Source organism: Candidatus Omnitrophota bacterium, assembly GCA_041650805.1.
Classification (GTDB): Bacteria; Omnitrophota; Gorgyraeia; order 2-01-FULL-45-10; family 2-01-FULL-45-10; genus JBAZKM01.
The window spans coordinates 148,245-169,068 of sequence record JBAZKM010000006.1 but is presented as its reverse complement, the minus strand read 5'-3'; the positions used below and the strand labels follow the sequence as shown (position 1 = coordinate 169,068).

Here is a 20,824-nt window from a genome sequence, read left to right as displayed (position 1 = left end):
TATCGTCTGCGTAGAGTTGACGGTCCAGTTCTCGTTGCCGTTGGGTGCGAGCAGGAGGATACCGCCCTTTATGGAGAAGGTATTATTGGAGTCGTCGGTGACGTTAGCGTTACCGGTATCGATGACCTTTACTTTGAGCTGGGCGCTTATGTCGTTCGGTATCGTCCAGTTGATAGGGCTGGCGGTGGCCGATATGTTCGGCGCTATGATCTTGCCGTCGGGCCACGTCTCGCCGGAGTCGTTGGAGTACCTGACCTGGACGTACGATATACCGCCGTACTTCGACCAGGATATGTTCACGTAACCGGGATAGTTGAGCACGGTGGTGCCATTTGTGGGCTGTGTAACCTCGAGTCGCCCTATGACGCTGAATGTGGTGTTCGAGATGTCCCACGTATTGGCCTCATTATTCGGGTCGGTGATATTTATCCGGCACTGCGTCGAGGTAGTGGTGTTGAGGTCGACATCCCATTCCCAACTGCCGGACCCGGACGGTGACGGGGCATTCGCCTTGATCTGGGTCCAGTTCGCTCCGTCGTTCGAAGAGTAGTATATGTGGACGGCGGTGATGTTACCTTTGCGGGTCCAGGTGATGTTCGTCTTATTACCCACCTGCATATTCTCATTACCGTTGGGGCTCGTGACGGTGATGTTACCTCTTATATAGAACCCTGCGTTCGACTCATCGGTGGCGTTGGCATTGGCTAAGCTGGTTATGCGGACGTAACAATCCTCGGAGAGTAGATCTCCCGGTACGGCCGTCCAGGTGTAGGGCGAGTTGGATGTGGTGGAGTTATTTATTGCAACCCAGGACGTATTGCCTTCTAACGAGTATTCGAGCTTCACGTTACCCGTATAGTTACCGGTCTTAGTCCATGTGATGTTGTACGGGTCTTCCGCTATCAGCGGTATGCCATTTTGAGGGTTCGTGATGGTGAAGTTCGGTATTATGGCGAATGTGGCGTTCGATGTGTCGTTGACCGAGGTGTTCCCCGTGTCCTCGGCGAGCACGAGGACGTTGTTGGAGGTCACTATGGTGTTGGCTATCGACCAGTTGAATTCACCGTCTGACGCCGTCAGGTTATCGGCTCCCGGTATGAGCGTATACGACGAACCGTTGTTGAGGGAATACTTCAGGTTCAGCTGATCGATATTGGCGGAGGTCCATGTTATCTTGTACGTGGAGTTCGCCTTCCAGTTCTCGGTGCCGTTATTGGGGCTCGTTACGGTCAGGCGTATGACCTTGAACGGGTTCTCGGACGAGTCGGATACGTTCGCTTCATCGGCGGTGTAGTTGACGCTTATCTTCGCCTGGGTCGAGGCGTTGGTGCTCGAGTTCAAGTCCCAGGTGTAGTTGCCGCCCGCGGCGTCAACGGGTGAGGGGTTTATCTTCGTCCAGTTCGTACCGTTATTTATTGAGTAGTAGATGTTGACGCCGGACATATTCCCCTGCTTCGTCCAGGTGATCGACTGGTTCGTATTGATCCTCCATATCTCCGATGCGTCATTGGGACGGGTGAGGGTCACCTTACCCTTGATCGGGAATGTGGCGTTCGAAGTGGAGTTGACCGTCGGCTTATTGGGGTCGCTCACCCTGACCAGACACGTATCCGCAAGCACCGTGCCGTTCACCGATACCCATGTGTAGTTACCGTTATTCGATACCGTGGCGTTGGCGTCGACGTTATTCCATGTGCCTCCTGTATCGGTCGAATATTCCAGTTTTACCTGATCAAGGCCGATACCTGTCTTTGACCACGATATGTAGTAGGTCTCCTCTGCCGTCACCAGGTCCGACTGCGTCTCGGGATGGAGTATGTTGAAGTCGGGCGTCAGGTTGAAGGTATTATTCGATATGTCGCTGACGTTATCGGGGTTCGACGTATCCTGTATCCTCACTATCGTCAGGTTGGAGAGGACGGCATCTGTTGAGATATCCCATGAGCAGGTGGTATTGGTCGTCGTGTCGAAAGAACTGTTTATGTTGTTCCATGTGGAGCCGTTATTGGTGGAGTAGCTTATGTTGAGAGTCGATACGGCGTACCTCGTCCAGCCTACCTGCCTCGAGGATCCGGCGGTCCAGTTCTCCCCGCCGTTCGGGGAGGTCACCATGAGGGAACCTACTATATTGAACGTGCCGGAGGTGTTGGTGACGTTCTCGTTACCGGTGTCGTAGACGCGTATCTTGGTGGTGGATGAGGTCGTAACGGGCACTTCCGGCCATAGATAGTTGGAGCCGTTCGATACGTTAACCGTGGCTATATCGGTCCACGGGGCGACCCCTGTGGTGGAGTACTGCACCTTCACATCGCCGAATGCCGTACCTGTGTAGTTCCAGCGTATGGCAGTATCGATCGAATGGGCTATCACGTTCTGTCCGGCCGCCGGCTGGGTTACGGTTATTATGGGCCTTATGGAGAATACGGCGGCCGACTGACCTTTTACGAGCGACTGGAAGACAGACCTGTTATCGGAGACCTTAACTATGCATCCCTCGGAGTTATCGTTCGGGACGGTCCAGTTATAGGTATTGACCCCCGGCACGCTTGTGACGGTGTTGTTTATGAGCGTCCAGTTGGAACTGCCCGAGTCGTTGGAGTACTCTATCCTGACAGGGAATGTACCGTTCGAGTTCCACTTTATCTCTTTCGACTCATTGACGTACCAGAGCTGCCCGCCGTTCGGCTGGGTCAGTGTGACGTTACCTATTATCTTGAACGTGGCGTTGGAGGTGTCGTTGACGTCTATGGTGGAGGCGTTCTCCTGTGTGACTACCCTCACCTTCGCCTCGCTCGATATGTTATTGGGTATCGTCCAGGTGTAGTTCTTTACCTCGGTATCCCCTCCCGGGAGAGCCGTATCGATGTCAGTCCAGTTGGTCCCGTTATTGTCTGAATATTGCAAGAGTATCGGCTGTATGTAGGTGCCGGTCGTCCTCCACTGTATCGTCTGCGTAGAGTTGACGGTCCAGTTCTCGTTGCCGTTGGGTGCGAGCAGGAGGATACCGCCCTTTATGGAGAAGGTATTATTGGAGTCGTCGGTGACGTTAGCATTACCTTTATCTATCACCCTTATGAAGAGTTGGGCGCTTATGTCGTTCGGTATCGTCCAGTTGAGCGGGGAGGCGGTAGCTGAAGTATTATTGGCTATGATCTTCGCGTCAGGCCACGTCTCGCCGGAGTCGTTGGAGTACCTAACCTGGACGTACGATATACCTCCGTACTTATTCCAGGTTATATTGGTATATCCGGGATAGTTAAGGACCACGCTTGCGTTGGTGGGTTGGGTCACTTCCAATTTACCCATTACACTGAACGTCTGGTTCGATATATCCCACGTATTGGCCTCGTTATTCGGGTCTGTGATATTTATCCGGCACTGCGTCGAGGTAGTGGTGTTGAGGTCGACATCCCATTCCCAGCTCCCGGACCCGGACGGTGACGGGGCATTCGCCTTGATCTGGGTCCAGTTCGCTCCGTCGTTCGAAGAGTAGTATATGTGGACGGCGGTGATGTTACCTTTACGCGTCCATGTTATATTAGTGGAGTTACCTACCTGCAGGTTCTCATCGCCGTTGGGGCTTGTGACGGTGATGTTACCTCTTATATAGAACCCTGCGTTCGACTCATCGGTGGCGTTGGCATTGGCTAAGCTAGTTATGCGGACGTAACAATCCTCGGAGAGTAGATCTCCCGGTACGGCCGTCCAGGTGTAGGGCGAGTTGGATGATGCGGAGTCGTTTATAGACACCCAGGATGTGTTCCCTTCTAACGAGTATTCGAGCTTCACACTACCCGTATAGTTACCGGTCTTAGTCCAGGTGATGTTGTACGGGTCTTCCGCTATCAGCGGTATGCCATTTTGAGGGTTCGTGATGGTGAAGTTCGGTATTATGGCGAATGTGGCGTTCGATGTGTCGTTGACCGAGGTGTTCCCCGTGTCCTCGGCGAGCACGAGGACGTTGTTGGAGGTCACTATGGTGTTGGCTATCGACCAGTTGAATTCACCGTCTGACGCCGTCAGGTTATCGGCTCCCGGTATGAGCGTATACGACGAACCGTTGTTGAGGGAATACTTCAGGTTCAGCTGATCGATATTGGCGGAGGTCCATGTTATCTTGTACGTGGAGTTCGCCTTCCAGTTCTCGGTGCCGTTATTGGGGCTCGTTACGGTCAGGCGTATGACCTTGAACGGGTTCTCGGACGAGTCGGATACGTTCGCTTCATCGGCGGTGTAGTTGACGCTTATCTTCGCCTGGGTCGAGGCGTTGGTGCTCGAGTTCAAGTCCCAGGTGTAGTTGCCGCCCGCGGCGTCAACGGGTGAGGGGTTTATCTTCGTCCAGTTCGTACCGTTATTTATTGAGTAGTAGATGTTGACGCCGGACATATTCCCCTGCTTCGTCCAGGTGATCGACTGGTTCGTATTGATCCTCCATATCTCCGATGCGTCATTGGGACGGGTGAGGGTCACCTTACCCTTGATCGGGAATGTGGCGTTCGAAGTGGAGTTGACCGTCGGCTTATTGGGGTCGCTCACCCTGACAAGGCACGTATCCGCAAGCACCGTGCCGTTCACCGATACCCATGTGTAGTTACCGTTATTCGATACCGTGGCGTTGGCGTCGACGTTATTCCATGTGCCGCCTGTATCGGTCGAATATTCGAGCTTCACCTGGCTCAAACCGGTACCTGTCTTCGACCACGATATGTAGTAGGTCTCCTCTGCCGTCACCAGGTCCGACTGCGTCTCGGGATGGAGTATGTTGAAGTCGGGCGTCAGGTTGAAGGTATTATTCGATATGTCGCTGACGTTGTCCGGGTTATCCGCATCCTGTATCCTCACTATCGTGAGATTAGATAGCGTGGCATCCGTGGAGATATCCCATGAGCAGGTGGTATTGGTCGTCGTGTCGAAAGAGTCGTTTATGTTGTTCCATGTGGAGCCGTTATTGGTGGAGTAGCTTATGTTGAGAGTCGATACGGCGTACCTCGTCCACTGCACCTGCCTCGAGGAGCCGGCGGTCCAGTTCTCCCCGCCGTTCGGTGAGGTCAGCATAAGGGAACCTACTATATTGAATGTGCCGGAGGTGTTGGTGACGTTCTCGTTACCGGTGTCGTAGACGCGTATCTTGGTGGTGGAGGAGGTGACGATCGGGACCTCGGGCCATATGTAGTTGGAGCCGTTCGATACGTTCACCGTGGCTATATCGGTCCACGGGGCGACACCTGTGGTGGAGTACTGCACCTTCACATCACCGAATGCCGTACCTGTGTAGTTCCAGCGTATGGCCGTGTCGGTGGAATAAGCTATTACGTTCTGTCCGGCCACCGGCTGGGTCACGGTTATTATGGGCCTTATGGAGAAGACCGCATCAGATATATCCCTTGCGAGCGTCTGGAATATAGTCCTGTTGTCCGAGACCCTCACTATACAGCCCTCGGAGTTATCGTTCGGGACGGTCCAGTTATAGGTATTGACCCCCGGCACACTCGTCACGGTGTTATTTATGAGCGTCCAGTTCGATACGCCTGAGTCGTTGGAGTACTCTATCCTGACAGGGAATGTACCGTTCGAGTTCCACTTTATCTCTTTCGACTCATTGACGTACCAGAACTGCCCTCCGTTCGGCTGCGTTATGGTAACGTTGCCTATTATCTTGAATGTGGCGTTGGAGGTGTCGTTGACGTCTATGGTGGAGGCGTTCTCCTGCGTCACCGCCCTCACCTTAACCTCGCTCGATATGTTATTGGGTATCGTCCAGGAGAGATTCTTCACCTCGGCGTCGCCGCCCGGGAGCGCCGTATCGATGTCGGTCCAGTTGGTCCCGTTATTGTCGGAATATTGCAAGAGTATCGGCTGTATGTAGGTACCGGTCGTCTTCCACTGTATCGTCTGCGTAGAGTTGACGGTCCAGTTCTCGTTGCCGTTGGGGGCGACGATCATGATGCCGCCTTTTACGGAGAAGGTGCTGTTCGATTCATCCGTTACGTTGATGTTCCCGGTATCCAGTATCTTCATCTTCAGGTTGGCGCTTATGTCGTTCGGCACGGTCCAGTTGAGCGGGGAGGCGGTGGCCGATATATTTGCCGCTATGATCTTGCCGTCAGGCCATGTCTCGCCGGAGTCGTTGGAGTACCTCACCTGGACGTACGATATGCCGCCGTACTTCGACCAGGTTATATTGGCATAGGCGGGATAGTTCAAGACATCGGTCGCGTTATTGGGATAGGAGATGTCCAACTTACCCATGACGCTGAATGTCTGGTTCGACACATCCCAGGTGTTGGCCTCGTTATTGGAGTCGGTTATATTTATGAGGGCCTGGGTGGATGTAGTCGTATTGACGCTGACATTCCACTCCCAGCTGCCGGTGGCGCCGGACGGGGCATTCGACTTGATCTGGGTCCAGTTCGCGCCGTTATCGGAAGAGTAGTAGATATTGACCGACGTTATGTTGCCCTTCCGCGACCAGGTGATGTTGAATGGCGTCATGACCTGGAGGTTATCGGCTCCGTTGGGGCTAGTCACGGTGATATTACCCCTGATATAGAAAGCCGCGTTCGATTCATCGGTAGCATTCGCATTATCCAGGCCCGTTATGCGGACATAGCAATCCTCCGAAAGCACTTCTCCCGGTACGGGATTCCAGGTGTACGGCGAAGTGGATGATGTGGAATTATTTATAGAAGTCCAACTTGTATTACCTCCGGTCGAGTACTCAAGCTTCACGTTGCCGGTGTAATTACCGGACTTCGTCCACGTGATATTGTACGGGTCTTCGCCTATCACAGGGTCACCGTTCTGCGGATGGGTTATGGTGAGGTTCGGTATTATGGCGAATGTGGCGTTAGAGGTGTCGTTCACGGACGAGTTCGTCGTATCTTCTATGAATATCAGGGCATTATTCGAAACGACGGTGTTATTCCCTATAGACCAGTTGAATGACTGGTCGGTCGCCGTGACGTTGTCGCCGTTCGGCAGGAGTGACCAGCTCGACCCGTTGTTCAGGGAATACTTCACGTTGACCTTGGAGATGGATGCGCTCTGCCATGTTATCTCGTATGTGTCCCCCGCCTTCCAGAACTCGGTCCCGTTATTGGGATACGTGACGAGGAGCTTCGTCACCTTGAAAGAGTCGAAAGATGAGTCGGAGACATTCGCTTCATCGAGGGTGTAGTTCACGCTTATCTTGGCGCTAGTCGTAGGTGTCGTCGTCGCGTTTATCGTCCAGTTATAGATGCCCAGCGAAGCATCTATCGGGTTAGGATTTATCTTGGACCAGCTCGTACCGCCATTCGAAGAGTAGTAGATGTTCAGGTTAGTGACATTGCCCTTCTTCGTCCAGGTGATCGGATAAGTGCCTCCGACCCTCCAGTTCTCATTGGCATCGTCCGGACGGGTAAGGTCCACCTTTCCTCTTATGATGAAACTGGTGTTCGACGTGGAGTTGATCTCGGGCTTATTCGGGTCCGTTACCCTGATACGGCAGTCGTTCGAAAGGATCGTCCCGTTCACCGACTCCCATGTGTAGTTACCGTTATTGTCCACCGTAGAGGAGTTCTCGTCCACATCATGCCATACGGCCCCGCCGTCCGTTGAATATTCGAGCGTGACATTACTTAATCCGCTCCCGGTCTTTGACCAGGTTATGTAGTGCGTCTCTTCGGCTATGAAGATGTCCGACTGGGTCTCCGGATGGAGGATATTGAAGTCGGCGGTGATATTGAAGGTATCATTAGAGATATCGCTCACGTTAGTCGGATCGTCCGTATCCTGTATGCGTACCTTTGCCTGGCTGTTGATGGCGGTATCGGCAGGTATGTCCCACGAGATGGAGGTATTGGTCGTCGTGTCGTAACTTGAGTTTATATCATTCCATGTGGAACCGTTATTCGTGGAGTAACTTATATTGAGCGTATCCACGGCGTACCTGGTCCACTGCACCTGCCTGGAGGAACCGGCCGTCCAGTTCTCGCCTCCGTTCGGCTGGGTGAGGAGCAGGCTTCCTATGATATTGAAAGCCTCCGAAGTGTTGGTGACGTTCGCGTTATTGACGTCATAGACCTGTATCTTTGCGCCGGAGGCCGTTGAGGAAGGCACCAGAGGCCATACATAATTGGAACCGTTCGCGACATCGACGGTCGCAATGTCTGTCCATGGAGCTGTACCCGCAAGGGAGTATTGGACCTTCACGTTGCCTATGGTGGAACCCGTGTGTGTCCACCGTATCGCCGTATCGTTTGAATGGGCGACGACGTTCTGGCTCGAAACGGGCTGGGTCACATCTATGACCGGTCTTATGGAGAAGGTGGCGTTCGAGGTGTCCGTGGCAAGTGCCTGGAAGACGGTCCTGTTGTCCGATACCTTCACGAGGCAGGACTCCGAGTTATCGTCCGGTATGGTCCAGTTGTAGGCGTTAAAGCCGGGATTGGATGTAAAGGTATTATTTACAACGGTCCAGTTGGAGACACCCGAATCGTTGGAATATTCGATCCTCACGGGGAAGGTGCCTTTTGAATTCCATGTTATCTGCTGGCTGTCGTTATAGTACCATATCTGGCCGCCGTTCGGCTGGACGATGCTGACGTTACCTATTATCTTGAGCGTAGCGTTCGAGATATCCGTCACGTCTATAGTCGATACGTTCTCCTGGGTGAGGACCCTGACCTTGGCCACATCCGTTATATTGTTGGGTACGCTCCAGGAGTAGTTCTTCACCTCATCGTCGCCGCCCGCAAAGGCGGTATCTATGTCGGTCCAGTTCGAACCGTTATCGATCGAATACTGGAGGAGTATCGGCTGTATATAGGTGCCTCTCGTCTTCCACTGTATTATATGCGTCGTATTGACCGTGATATTCTCGTTCCCGTTAGGCGATATCACGAGGATGCTCCCTTTTATGGAGAAGGTATCGTTCGACTCGGCGGTGACATTGGCGTTATCCTTATCGGTCACCTTTATCTTGACCTCTGCGCTCATATCGTTCACTATCGTCCAGTTGAGAGGGCTCCCCGAGGCGGAGGTATTATTGGTGATTATCTTTGAGTCGGGCCACGTCTCACCCCCGTCGTTGGAATAACGCACCTGCAGGTACTGTATGCCGCCGTATTTGTTCCAGGTGAGGTTGGCATAACCCGGGTAGGTGATGACGGTGGTATTGTTGGCCGGATATGTCATCTCGAGCCGGCCTATGATATTGAAGGTATTATTCGAGGAATCCCAAACGTTCGCCTCGTTATTCGGGTCCGTGATATTTATGAGGCACTGGGTCGAGGTCGTGGTGTTATTGTCTATATTCCACTCCCAGCTCCCGGTGGCGCCGGACGGGGCATTCGACTTGATCTGGGTCCAGTTCGCGCCGTTATCGGAAGAGTAGTAGATATTGACCGACGTTATGCTGCCCTTCCGCGACCAGGTCACATTCGTCTTGTTGCCGACAGGAATATTCTCATCGCCGTTCGGGGCATTGACCGTAATATTGCCTCTTATATAGAAGGCGGTGTTCGATTCATCGGTGGCGTTCGCATTGCCCAGGCTCGTTATACGGACGTAGCAGTCCTCGGAGAGCGCATCGGCCGGGACCGGGTCCCAATTGTACGGCGGGTTACTCGATGTCGAGTCGTTTATAGAGACCCAGCTCGTATTACCGTTAATGGAGTACTCCAGTTTCACGTTGCCTATTACGGTGCCCGTCTTGGTCCAGTTGATGTTGTATGGATCTTCCGCCCTCACAGGGTCGCCCGACTGCGGATGGGTTATGGTGAGGTTCGGTATTATGGCGAATGTGGCGTTAGAGGTGTCGTTCACGGTAGCGTTCGATATATCCTCTATCAGGATCGAGGCATTGTTGGAGACCTGGGTGGCGTTTGCGATCGTCCAGTTGAATGACTGGTCGGTCGCCGTGACGTTGTCGCCGTTCGGCAGGAGCGACCAGCTCGACCCGTTGTTCAGGGAATACTTCACGTTGACCTTGGATATGGCCAGGGAGCTCCAGGTTATCTCATACGTGTCCCCCGCCTTCCAGAACTCCGTGCCGTTATTGGGATAGGTGACCATAAGTTTCGTCACCTTGAAGGAGTCGAATGACGAGTCGGAGACGTTACCTTCGTCCAGCGTGTAGTTCACGCTTATCTTGGCGTTCGTAGTGGGGGTCGTCGTCGCGTTTATTGCCCAGCTGTAGTTCCCACCGGAGGCGTTCACGGGGCTCGGGTTTATCTTGGACCAGCTCGTGCCTCCGTTGGTGGAATAGTAGACATTGACGGTGGACATATTGCCCTGTGTCGTCCATGTGATATTCTGGGTCGTGCCGACCCTCCAGTTCTCGTCCGCGTCATTGGGCCTTGTGAGCGTTACCTTGCCCTTTATGGCGAATGTGGCGTTGGAGGTGGAGTTGACATCCGCCCTGCTCGGATCGCTTACTCTCACAAGGCAGTTATCGGAGAGGGCCGTGCCGTTGACCGAGACCCAGGTATAGTTACCGTTATTGTCGACGTTGGCCGTCGCGTTGACGTTACTCCAGTTCCCGCCGTTGTCCGTGGAATATTCGAGCTTAACTTCGCTCAGGCCCGTTCCCGTCTTCGACCACGTTATGTAGTGCGTATCCTCCGCTATGAAGACGTCTGACTGCGTCTCCGGGTGGAGGATGTTCAGGTCGGGTATTATCGAGAACGTGGCGTTCGATGTGTCATTCACCGTCGCATTGGAAGAGTCGCCTACGAGCACCAGGGTCTGGTTCGACAACTGGATCGAGCTGTTTATCGTCCAGTTGAAGGACTGGTTTGACGCGGTGATATTGTCGGCATCCGGTATGGCCGTGTAAGAGGAACCGTTATTGAGCGAATAGTACAGGTTTACCTTGGATATGGCCAGGGAACTCCAGGTTATCTCATAAGTGGCGCCCGACTTCCAGCTCTCTGTCCCGGCATTGGGGCTTGTGACCATGAGCTTCGTGACATTGAATACATTGGTAGAGGCGCTCGACACGTTCAGTTCATCGCCTGTGTAGTTCACGCTTATCTTCGCCTGGGTAGAAGGTACGGTGGAGGCATTTATCGTCCAGGAATAGTTGCCGCCGGCGCAGTCGACAGGGGCGGCATTCACCTTCGTCCAGCTCGTGCCGCTATTGTTAGAGTAGTATATATTCACCGAGGACATATTCCCCTGTTTCGTCCAGGTGATGTTGTGGATCGTACCTATGCGCCAATTTTCATCGGCATCGACAGGGGCGGTCAATGTGATCTTACCTTTTATAGGGAAGGCGGAGCTCGAAGTAGAATTCGAATCTGCCTTAGCGGGGTCGCTAACCCTCACCAGGCAGTTGTCGGAGAGTTTCGTGCCGTTCACCGAAGTCCAGGTATAATTACCGTTATTGTCCACATTGCCTGTGCCGTTCACGTTCGACCAGTTGCCTCCGCCGTCAGTGGAGTACTCAAGCTTGACCTCGCTCAGGCCTGTCCCCGTTTTGGACCAAGTGATGTAGTACGGGTCCTCCGCTATCACGATATCGCCGGATGTCTCCGGATGGAGGATGTTCAGGTCGGGGGTGAAGTTGAATGTGCTGTTGGAGGTGTCGTTCACGGTCGCGTTCGATGAGTCCTCCACCAGTATCAACGCCTGGTTCGATATGGCGGTGGTATTGTTTACAGTCCAGTTGAACGATTGGTCAGAGGCGGTGACGTTATCGGCCCCGGGCACGAGCGTATATGAAGAGCCGCCGTTAGTCGAATATCTGATATTGACCTTGGATATGGCCAGGGAACTCCAGGTTATCTCATAAGTGGAGCCCGCCTTCCAGTTCTCCGTCCCGGCATTGGGGCTTGTGACCATCAGTTTTGTGACGTTGAACGAGTTCGTCGAGGAATCGGAGACGTTCGACTCATCGAGCGTGTAGTTCACGCTTATCTTCGCCTGGGTAGAAGGCACGGTGGAGGCGTTTATAGTCCATGAGTAGTTGCCGCCGGCACAGTCGACCGGTGCGGCGTTCACCTTCGTCCAGCTCGTGCCGCTATTGTTAGAGTAGTATATATTCACCGAGGACATATTCCCCTGTTTCGTCCAGGTGATGTTCTGGGCCGTGCCTACCCTCCAGTTCTCATCCGCGTCATTGGGACGGGTGAGCGTTATCTTGCCTTTTATAGCAAATGTGGCGTTGGATGTGGAGTTGACCTCTGCCTTGTCCGGGTCGCTTATCCTGACCAGACAATTATCGGAGAGGGCCGTACCGTTCACCGAGACCCAGGTGTAGTTGCCGTTATTGTCGACGTTGGCCGTCGCGTTGACGTTGCTCCAGTTGCCGCCGCTGTCCGTGGAGTATTCGAGCTTGACCTCGCTCAAACCGGTCCCCGTCTTCGACCATGTGATGTAGTGCGTATCCTCCGCTATGAAGACATCGCTCTGGGTCTCAGGGTGGAGAATGTTCAGGCTGGCTGTAATATTGAAAGTGTTATCGCAGATATCGCTCACATTATCGGGATTGGCCGTATCCTGTATGCGTATCTTCGCCTGGTTGGTGATGGCGGTGTCGCTCGGTATGTCCCACGATATGGAGGTGTTAGTCGTGGTGTCGTAACTCGAGTTTATGTCATTCCATATGCCGCCGTTATTCGTGGAGTAACTTATATTTAGCGTCGATACGGCGAACCTCGTCCATTGTATCTGTCTCGAGGAGCCGGCCGTCCAGTTCTCGCCCCCGTTCGGCTGGGTCAGGAGAATACTTCCAACGATGTTGAAGAGCGGGGTGGCATTCGATATATTCGCGTCATCCGCATCGGTAATGCTTACTCTGGCATTATCGTCACAGGTGGTGGTAGGGACAAGCGGCCATACATAGGTGCCGTTCTGCGTCACAGCGACCGTTTCAATAGCACTATAGTTGGTGCCGCCGTTCGTGGAATACGCGATAGTAACGTTCTTTATCTTCGTCCCTGTATATGTCCATCTTATAGGAGTATCGCTCGAGTGGGCGACGACGTTCTGGCCGGAGACCGGCTCGGTCAGGTTCAGCTTAGGCCATATCTTGAAGACGGACGACGACTGATTGGTCGCGTGGTCGTAGAAGGCGGTCCTGTTATCCGAGACCTTTATGAGGCATCTTGCGCTCCTCTCGTCCGGTGTGGGCCACGAATAGTTGTTATACCCCTCGACGCCGGTGAAGTTATTGGTGATATCGTCCCAGTTCGAACCGTTATCGAGAGAATACTCTATCCTCACCGGGGTCACGGTCCCCTTGGCGGTCCAGTTTATATCGATCGTGGCACTGTCCGGATAGAGGAATGTCTGGCCGCCCGTAGGCGCATTGAGGGAGATGTTACCTATTATGCTGAAGTTCGCGTCCGATGTGTCGTTCACGTCGACCTTGGCATCGCTCACCTGTGTCAATACCCTCGCCTTGACGGTGTTGGCTATATCATCGGGCACCGTCCAGTTGTATGAGACCGTGGCATTATCGGCCCCGGCGGCCATGGTATAGTTGCCTTTCCAGGTGGCATTGTCCGTGGCGTACTGGATAAGGATCATCCCCGGATAGGCGCCCCTCGTCTTCCACTGTATCTGCGGCTTGGGCACGGAATTGACCGTCCAGTTCTCATTGCCGTTCGGCTGTATCAGCTGTATCGTCCCCTTTATGGCAAAAGAGTAGTTGGACTCGTCGGTGACGTTGTCGTTATCGTTATCCCTTATCCTCACCTTCATGTTGGTGCCTACCTCATCGGGTATCGTCCAGTTATATTTCTGTAAACTTGCGTCGACACTGCTGTTTATGACCGTTGTATTATTGGTGTCATAATTCTTGTAAGTGAGGTTGACGGTAGCTATGCCGCCGTACCTCGTCCAGTTCACCTGGCACTTGGAACCGGTGCCGTCATACGTGAGGACCACACCGTCATCGTTCGGGTAGTTGAGGACGAGGGTCCCTATTATGTTGAACGTGTCCGAGGAGGTGTCGTAGGTGGCGTTCAGGCCGTCGTCGGGGTTCAATACCCTTATGAGACCCTGGGTCGTCGTCGTTTCGCTGTAGGTTATGTTCCACTGGTATGTGCCGAGAGACGCGTTTATCGGGCTCGGGTTTATCTTGGTCCAGTTGGAGATATTCGAACCGTTATCGGGTGAATAGTATATATCGACGCTTGAGAAGTTACCCGACTTAGTCCACGTCACGTTGGTCGGGTTGCCGACCTGGAAGTCCTCCCCGCCGATGGGAGCGGTAAGGGTGATGTTGCCTCTTATATAGAAGGCGAGGTCGTTCTCGTTGGACCCGTTAGCATTATTTACGCTCGTGAGCCGCACATAACAGTCATTGGATAGGTTTTCGCCGGATACAGAGCTCCAGTAATACGGGGATGTGCTCGATGCGGAATCGTTTATGGAGATCCAGCTCGAGTTGCCGCCGGTCGAATATTCGATCTTCACGTTGCCTATGTTGGAGCCCGTCTTGTTCCATGTTATATTATACGGGTCACCGGCCAGGACAGGGTCCCCGTTCCTGGGATGCGTTATTGTGAAGTTCGGTATGACGGCAAAGAAGGCGTCGGAGGTATCGTTCAGTGTGGCATTGGATGTGTCCTCGACCCTTATGAGGGCTATATTCGAGCAGTTGGTCGTGTTCCCCACCGTCCAATTCAGGCTGTTATCCGAGGCGTTTATATCGGTCCCGTTCGGGACGGCGAACCAGGACGAACCGTTGGTAAGGGAGTATGTGACATTGACCTTGCTTATATTGCCGCTCTGCCAGGTTATCTCATAGGTCGAACCCGACCTCCAGTTCTGGCCGCCGTTAGGCGCCGTGACCGCGAGCTTCGTCACCCTGAAGTACTGCGCCGACATTGCGGAGACGTTCGCCTCATCCGCCGTGTAGTTGACGCTTATCCTGGCCCTGGAGGAAGGTGTGGTGGTCGCATTTATAGCCCAATTATAAGTGCCGTTCGACGCATTTTCGGCATCGGGGTTTATCCTGGCCCAGGACGCGCCGTCATTTGTCGAATAATATATATTGACCGTGGACATATTGCCCTGCTTCGTCCAGTTTATGGGATATGTATTACCCATGCGCCAGGCCTCGTTCGGGTCATTGGGCCTGTCGAGGGTTATCTTGCCCCTTATGGGGAACGTAGCGTTTGAAGTCGAGTTATAAGTGACATTATCCGGATGGCTTATCCTCACCAGGCAGTTCTTGGAGATGACGGTGCCGTTCACCGATGTCCATTCGTATGTGCCTGTATTGGGCACCTGGGGCGTGGCAGGATTGACGTAACTCCAGTTCCCGCCGTTATCGGTGGAATACTGGAGCGTGATGTTATCGAAATCGCCCGTCCATGTCCACGTTATGTTGCCCGACTCTTCCGCTATGAGGACGTCCGCCTGCGTCTCGGGATGGAGAACGTTTATATCGGGCGCTATGTTGAAGACGGCGTCGGACGTGTCGTTTATAGTGGAATTGGTCGAGTCGTCTATCCTGATAGACGCATTGGCCGTGATCGGCATGCTGTTAGATATGCTCCAGTTGAACGACTCGTCACCGGCATTCAGCCCTTCGGCATCCGGTATCGGAGTCCATCCGGTGCCGTTATTCACGCTATAGTAGAGGGATACCGTCGAAACGGCCTCCGCGTTCCATGTGATCTCGCGCGTCGAATCGGCCTTCCACGTCTCTCCGCCGTTCGGCAGGCCCATGGTCACAGCGCCTATTATCTCGAACCGCTCCGACATATTGGTGGTGTTTGAGTCGTTGACGTCGGTGACGCTTATCCTCGTCAGGTTATTCTTGAGGGACGGGACGAGGGGCCAGGTGTAGTTGCCGCCGTAAGTGGCGGGTACGGTGGAGATATTGGTCCAGTTCTGGCCGTCGTTGGTAGAATATTTAATATAGACATCCCCCACCTTGGTACCGCTATAGGACCAGCGTAACGGCGCGCTTGCTATAGAGCCGGCCTTGGCATAGTAGCTGGCGTTCGGCTCGGTGACATTTATATATCCCACTATGGGGAATAGCCCTGATGTGTTATTAACACCTCCGTACGTCTCGCTCTCTATCCTGATCCTGTTGACTGCTGTGGACATCTCATCCGGCACCTCCGGCCAGTTGAAGGTATTGACTATGCCGGGCGTGGTGCTCGTATTATTCACAAGCTCCGTCCAGCTCGAACCGTTGTACCAGCTTATGTTGACCTTGCCCACGGTCCCGTGAGGCATGAACTGGATAGCGAAGGCCTGGCCGACCTGGGGCCTGTCCGTGGCGTTGGGGTGCAGTATCTCTATATTCTGTTTTATGGTGAAGCTCCTCGATTCGCCGCCGGCAGCCGATGGTGTGAGATTGTAATAGTAATTGCATATCTTCAGTTTGGAGTCGGCTTCCTGTATATTCTGGTTCGGGACCTGCCAGGTGAAATTCCCGTCGTTCGCCTCTCCTTCGGCGATGGGGCTACCCCAGGTCGAACCGCCGTCCTGCGAATAATATACGTTGACCTTGTCGAGATCGCCCAGGACGGTCCATTGTATAGTGACGTTGGTATCGACATAGAGCGTCGTATTGAGGATATCGGGCCAGGTGACATCGATATTCGGGACGATAGAGAAAGGCGCGGATGATATATCGTATGTATAACTGGGATAAGTTATGGACGCTATCCTTACCGTGACATTGTCCATCCTCTGGCCGCTTCCCATCGTCGTATTATTGACGGTCCAGTCGGCCGTGCCCACCGCGGAATCGTAAGATGAGTATATGGTTATATTGGAGCTCCCGTTAAAGAATGTGATGTTTATATTGCCCAGGTTCGTCCCGTTCCGGTTCCATGTGATCGGGTACGTAGAGCCTATCTTCCAGGCCTGGGTGCCGTTGTCCGGTGAGGTGACATTCAGGACGCCCATTATCCTGCATGGCACGCTTGAAAGGTTCGATACGTTGGACGAGTCGTTAGCCATCACGGCCTTTATCCTCACCGCGTCGCTTATGCTGGCGCTTTCCGGGATCGGCCAGCTGTATTGGCCGCTTTCATCGAACCACCAGCCCGTGCCGTTGGAGATATTGGTCGAGGCGCCGCTCCCGTTCTCAAGTACGTACCTCAATTCGACGGCGCCTATACAGCCGTTCGAGGCGGCAGGCACAGACCAGTTTATAGGCATCGCGCTTCCTATATAATAGGTAGTTGTGGTGTTGGGGAGGTTCACGTCTATACTCCCCTTTATGGAGAAGTTGGCGGAGTCGCCATAGGTCGAGTTATTGCTGGTCCACTCAACCCGTATCTTTCCCACATTGGTAACGTTCTTCGGCACGGCGGCCCACGTCCACGTCTGGTTGTTGGCGACCGGGTCCGTGGTGGCGTTCGTCAGGTTCGTCAGGTTCCCGGGGTCCATGGCGCCGGACGGAGAGAATTTGATCCTCACCTTCTCGGAAGCGCCAAAACCGCTTGCCGTCCAGTTTATATACTGGGAGCTGTTTATCGTATAGATATTGTTCAACGCGGGCTTGCCGACGCTTATCTTTCCGCGTATCCTTGCGGGGTAGTTCGAGGCATCGCTCGGTATGACCGGCGCGCCGGCCGTGGTGTGCTTGGCGACCCATATGTACGCGGTCTCGCTCGCGTAGGAGACGGGGATGTTGTACCACATCCATGTCCCGCCGCTCGCGTTCACACTGTCCCCTAACTTTGACCAGCCGCTCGAATTATTATACCAGATATCGACGGTGTCCATAGAGCCGTATAGCGTCCAGTTTATCGGTACGCTGTCGGTCACGTTCCATACGACGTCGTCGGTGTTCGGATAGGTCACCTCTATATAAGGGAATATTGTGAAGGCCTCGGATGTGGAATTGACGGCTGAGTCGACGTTGCTCTCTATATATATGCGCGTGGCGGCGCTGGAAGCGTTCACGGTTATGTTGTCCCAGAAGTAACTGCCTACATTCGGGCCGGTCGAATTATTTGCCGGCACGCTCCCGTTTATGAGCTGGTTTGTGCCTGTGGCATTCCTGTAATATATACTGACCGTATTTGGCGACCACGAACCGTTCCTGGTCCAGGTGATGGTGCCGTTACTCTGGGCAAGCCACTCCACACCCGTTGTAGGATAAGTTACATTTATCTTGGCCCTTACGGTAAAGTTGGCGGGCGACATTGCCGTCACGTTGAGTGGGTCGCCCTCCCAGCTCACATTTATCCGCATCGAACCGCCGGTCTCAGCGGTATCGGGTATCGTCCAGTTGTAAGTGGTGGCACTGCCGGAAGTGGTGTTATTTATGACCGTCCAGTTGCCGCCGCCGTCACTCGATAAGCTTATACTGAAGTTATTGGCGCTCAGGTCCCCCGCCTTCGTCCAGGTGATGTCGTGGCTCTCTCCCACGCGCCAGTCCTCGCCGCCGACCGGCGCAGTCACGGCCGGTATATCACCCTTTATCTCGAAAGGCGCGTTCGAGACATCGTAGTTTCTCGCGGTGAGATTCGTGTCCTTTATGCCTATCCTGACGAGTTTGCCTATGGAGTTGGCCCCGCCTATGGTAGAGGTGACATTCCAGTTGAACGTGCCTGTGTTATTGGAAGAGGCCGGGACGGAGCCGTTGATGACTGTGTAATTCGATATATTGGTGCTGTTAGCCAGATTCGCGCTTATGGCGAGCGTATGGCCTATCACATCGGATGACTGTGTCCAGTTGATCTGCTTTACCTGGCCGACGCGCCAGACCTCGCCGACGCCGTTAGGATCCTTTATATTCACCGGGGAGAACTCCCCTACATACCAGTGCGCCGTAAGATTACAGCCCGTATTCTGGCGGGCGAGGTAGATCGTATCGCTTATGTTGACCAGCCGATAGGTGCCGAGGAGCGTGCCGTCCGTATCAAAGTGCTGCAGCGATGCGGGGCCGGAGCATGAGACCCACATGGAGGTATCGTTCGGGGCGTAGACGACATCGTAGGGATTTGCTATCGTAGTAAAGGGGCCCGTGTCCGTACCGTTATTGGGATACATCTTCGAGAGCGTATTTGACGCGTAATTCGTGATCCAGACGGTCTTGGTGTTATTGTCCCACGCCACGCCTATCGGAGAGAGTTCCGGATAATAGTTCGCGCCCGACTCATTCACGTATATCCGGCGGCACTGGTGGAGGCGCTGCTGTGTTATCCACATACTGCCGCTCGAGGCGTTCATGCCCGTGTAGCCCTTCGTATCGGCCCAGCGCACCCTTATCTGCCCCTGGTTGGTGGTGCCCGTATCGATCGCGTTCCACGCTACGGTGACATTGTTATTATAACAGGGGGCCCTGGAGGCCTGCTCGCCCGTGGAACCGCTCCAGAACGTGACATATATCTGTTTACCGTCAGGGTCATAACAGATGGATGTGGGATTGACCTGGCTCGTGGCGTTGGTGCACCTTAAAGTGCCGTTATTGGCGTACAATTTGGTCACATTCTGCGACCCGTAGTTCGCCGTCCAGATGTACTGGGTAGTGGCGTTCGAATAGTCATAGGCGATGTCCATCGGCTTCGTGCCGACAGAGTAGTTCCCTATCTCCGTCCCGTTGGAGGCATACAGCTTCGTCACGTTATTCGACCCGTAATTGGCCACCCATACGGCAAGGTTCGACGGATCGTAAACTACGGCGATCGGGTTCACGCCGACGGGATATGTGCCGGTCAGGTTACCGGTGGTGGCATTCACCTTATAGATACTATCCGTAAGATACCCTGTCACCCATATCGAATTCGTTGACGGGTCGAACGCGAGCCCCTGCAATTTCTCCGTCTCAGGGCAGAGCTCGGTATCATCTTCATAAGTATTGGTCTGGGTATTCGGGCCGGCGACTCCGACCCTGACAAAGGTCCTTGCCGGGTTTGTGGCATTGGTCAACGTGACGGCGCCGCCGGTCTCGCCTGCCGCGAGCGTGGTGACGTTCGTCTGGACGAATGTCGACTCATCCTGGAACTCCGCAACGTACCAGTCGACCCAGACGGATGTATTGGTGGCGCCCGTCTGGTTCCCTCTCGTAAAATTGACGAGGGTCGCGTTTTGAATACTGCCGTCTATCCTGTATAAGCTCTCATTCCCGTTCACGGTATTGTTCGCCCTGTAGCTATAAAAGAGGGCGCACTTGTCAAGCTTCCCGGCAGGTATCACGGGTGAGATGGCCGAGGTATTGTAAGTCGCGCTGTTCCCTATGAATGTCTCGCCTTGCCGGACCAGCGTATCGGTGTCGAACTCTATCACCTGCCATATCATGGTGATAACTCTCGTCTCGTCGTTGGTGGCGCACCTTTCGAGCCGGAGGGTCGCGCCGTCGTTGATTATGCGGCTGGAGATAAGCGCGAGTTCGTCGGTATAAGCGTAGCTCTGCGTCATGCTTGCATCTACGAAAGATATCGATTTATCTAGCTCGACCGATTCGGGCAAAGCTATATCTTTTATACGGTACTTATCATTGGTTATGACGCCGGCGAGGAAGGAGCTGAGGCCCCTCTGGACGGTCACGCCTTCACTGAACTCTATCAGGTAATAACGCACAGTGGCGCCCGCGCTTCCGGCGGCGCGGGATATGACGAGGGATGAGTCCGACTCGAACTGCGAGGTGAATAGCGTGTTCCTGAGGAGGTGGACGGTGGTATAGTCCGCGTCGGGATACAGGAAGACGAGCGTCTTCGTCTGGTCGACGGCGTCGAAAGAGACGATGGCGCTCGTATCATCGATATCGAAATAGACATCGCCGGTCTGTACGCGTTTTATCTGGGCCGCCGATGCGGGCGGGGTTAAAATAGAAGATATGAGAGATAGTATGGCTATTAGAAAGAAAATGGCAAATCGTTTATGCGATTTCAATCATCTCTCCTGATCGCCCCGC

General features: G+C 53.8%; 1 protein-coding gene. It reads right to left on the bottom strand.

What is annotated here, in order from left to right; all coding sequences use genetic code 11:
- Positions 1–20,802 (bottom strand): hypothetical protein (locus WC515_05925; protein ID MFA5146887.1); only part of this gene is annotated, 20,802 nt, incomplete at its 3' end.
- Positions 20,803–20,824 lie beyond the last annotated feature (22 nt).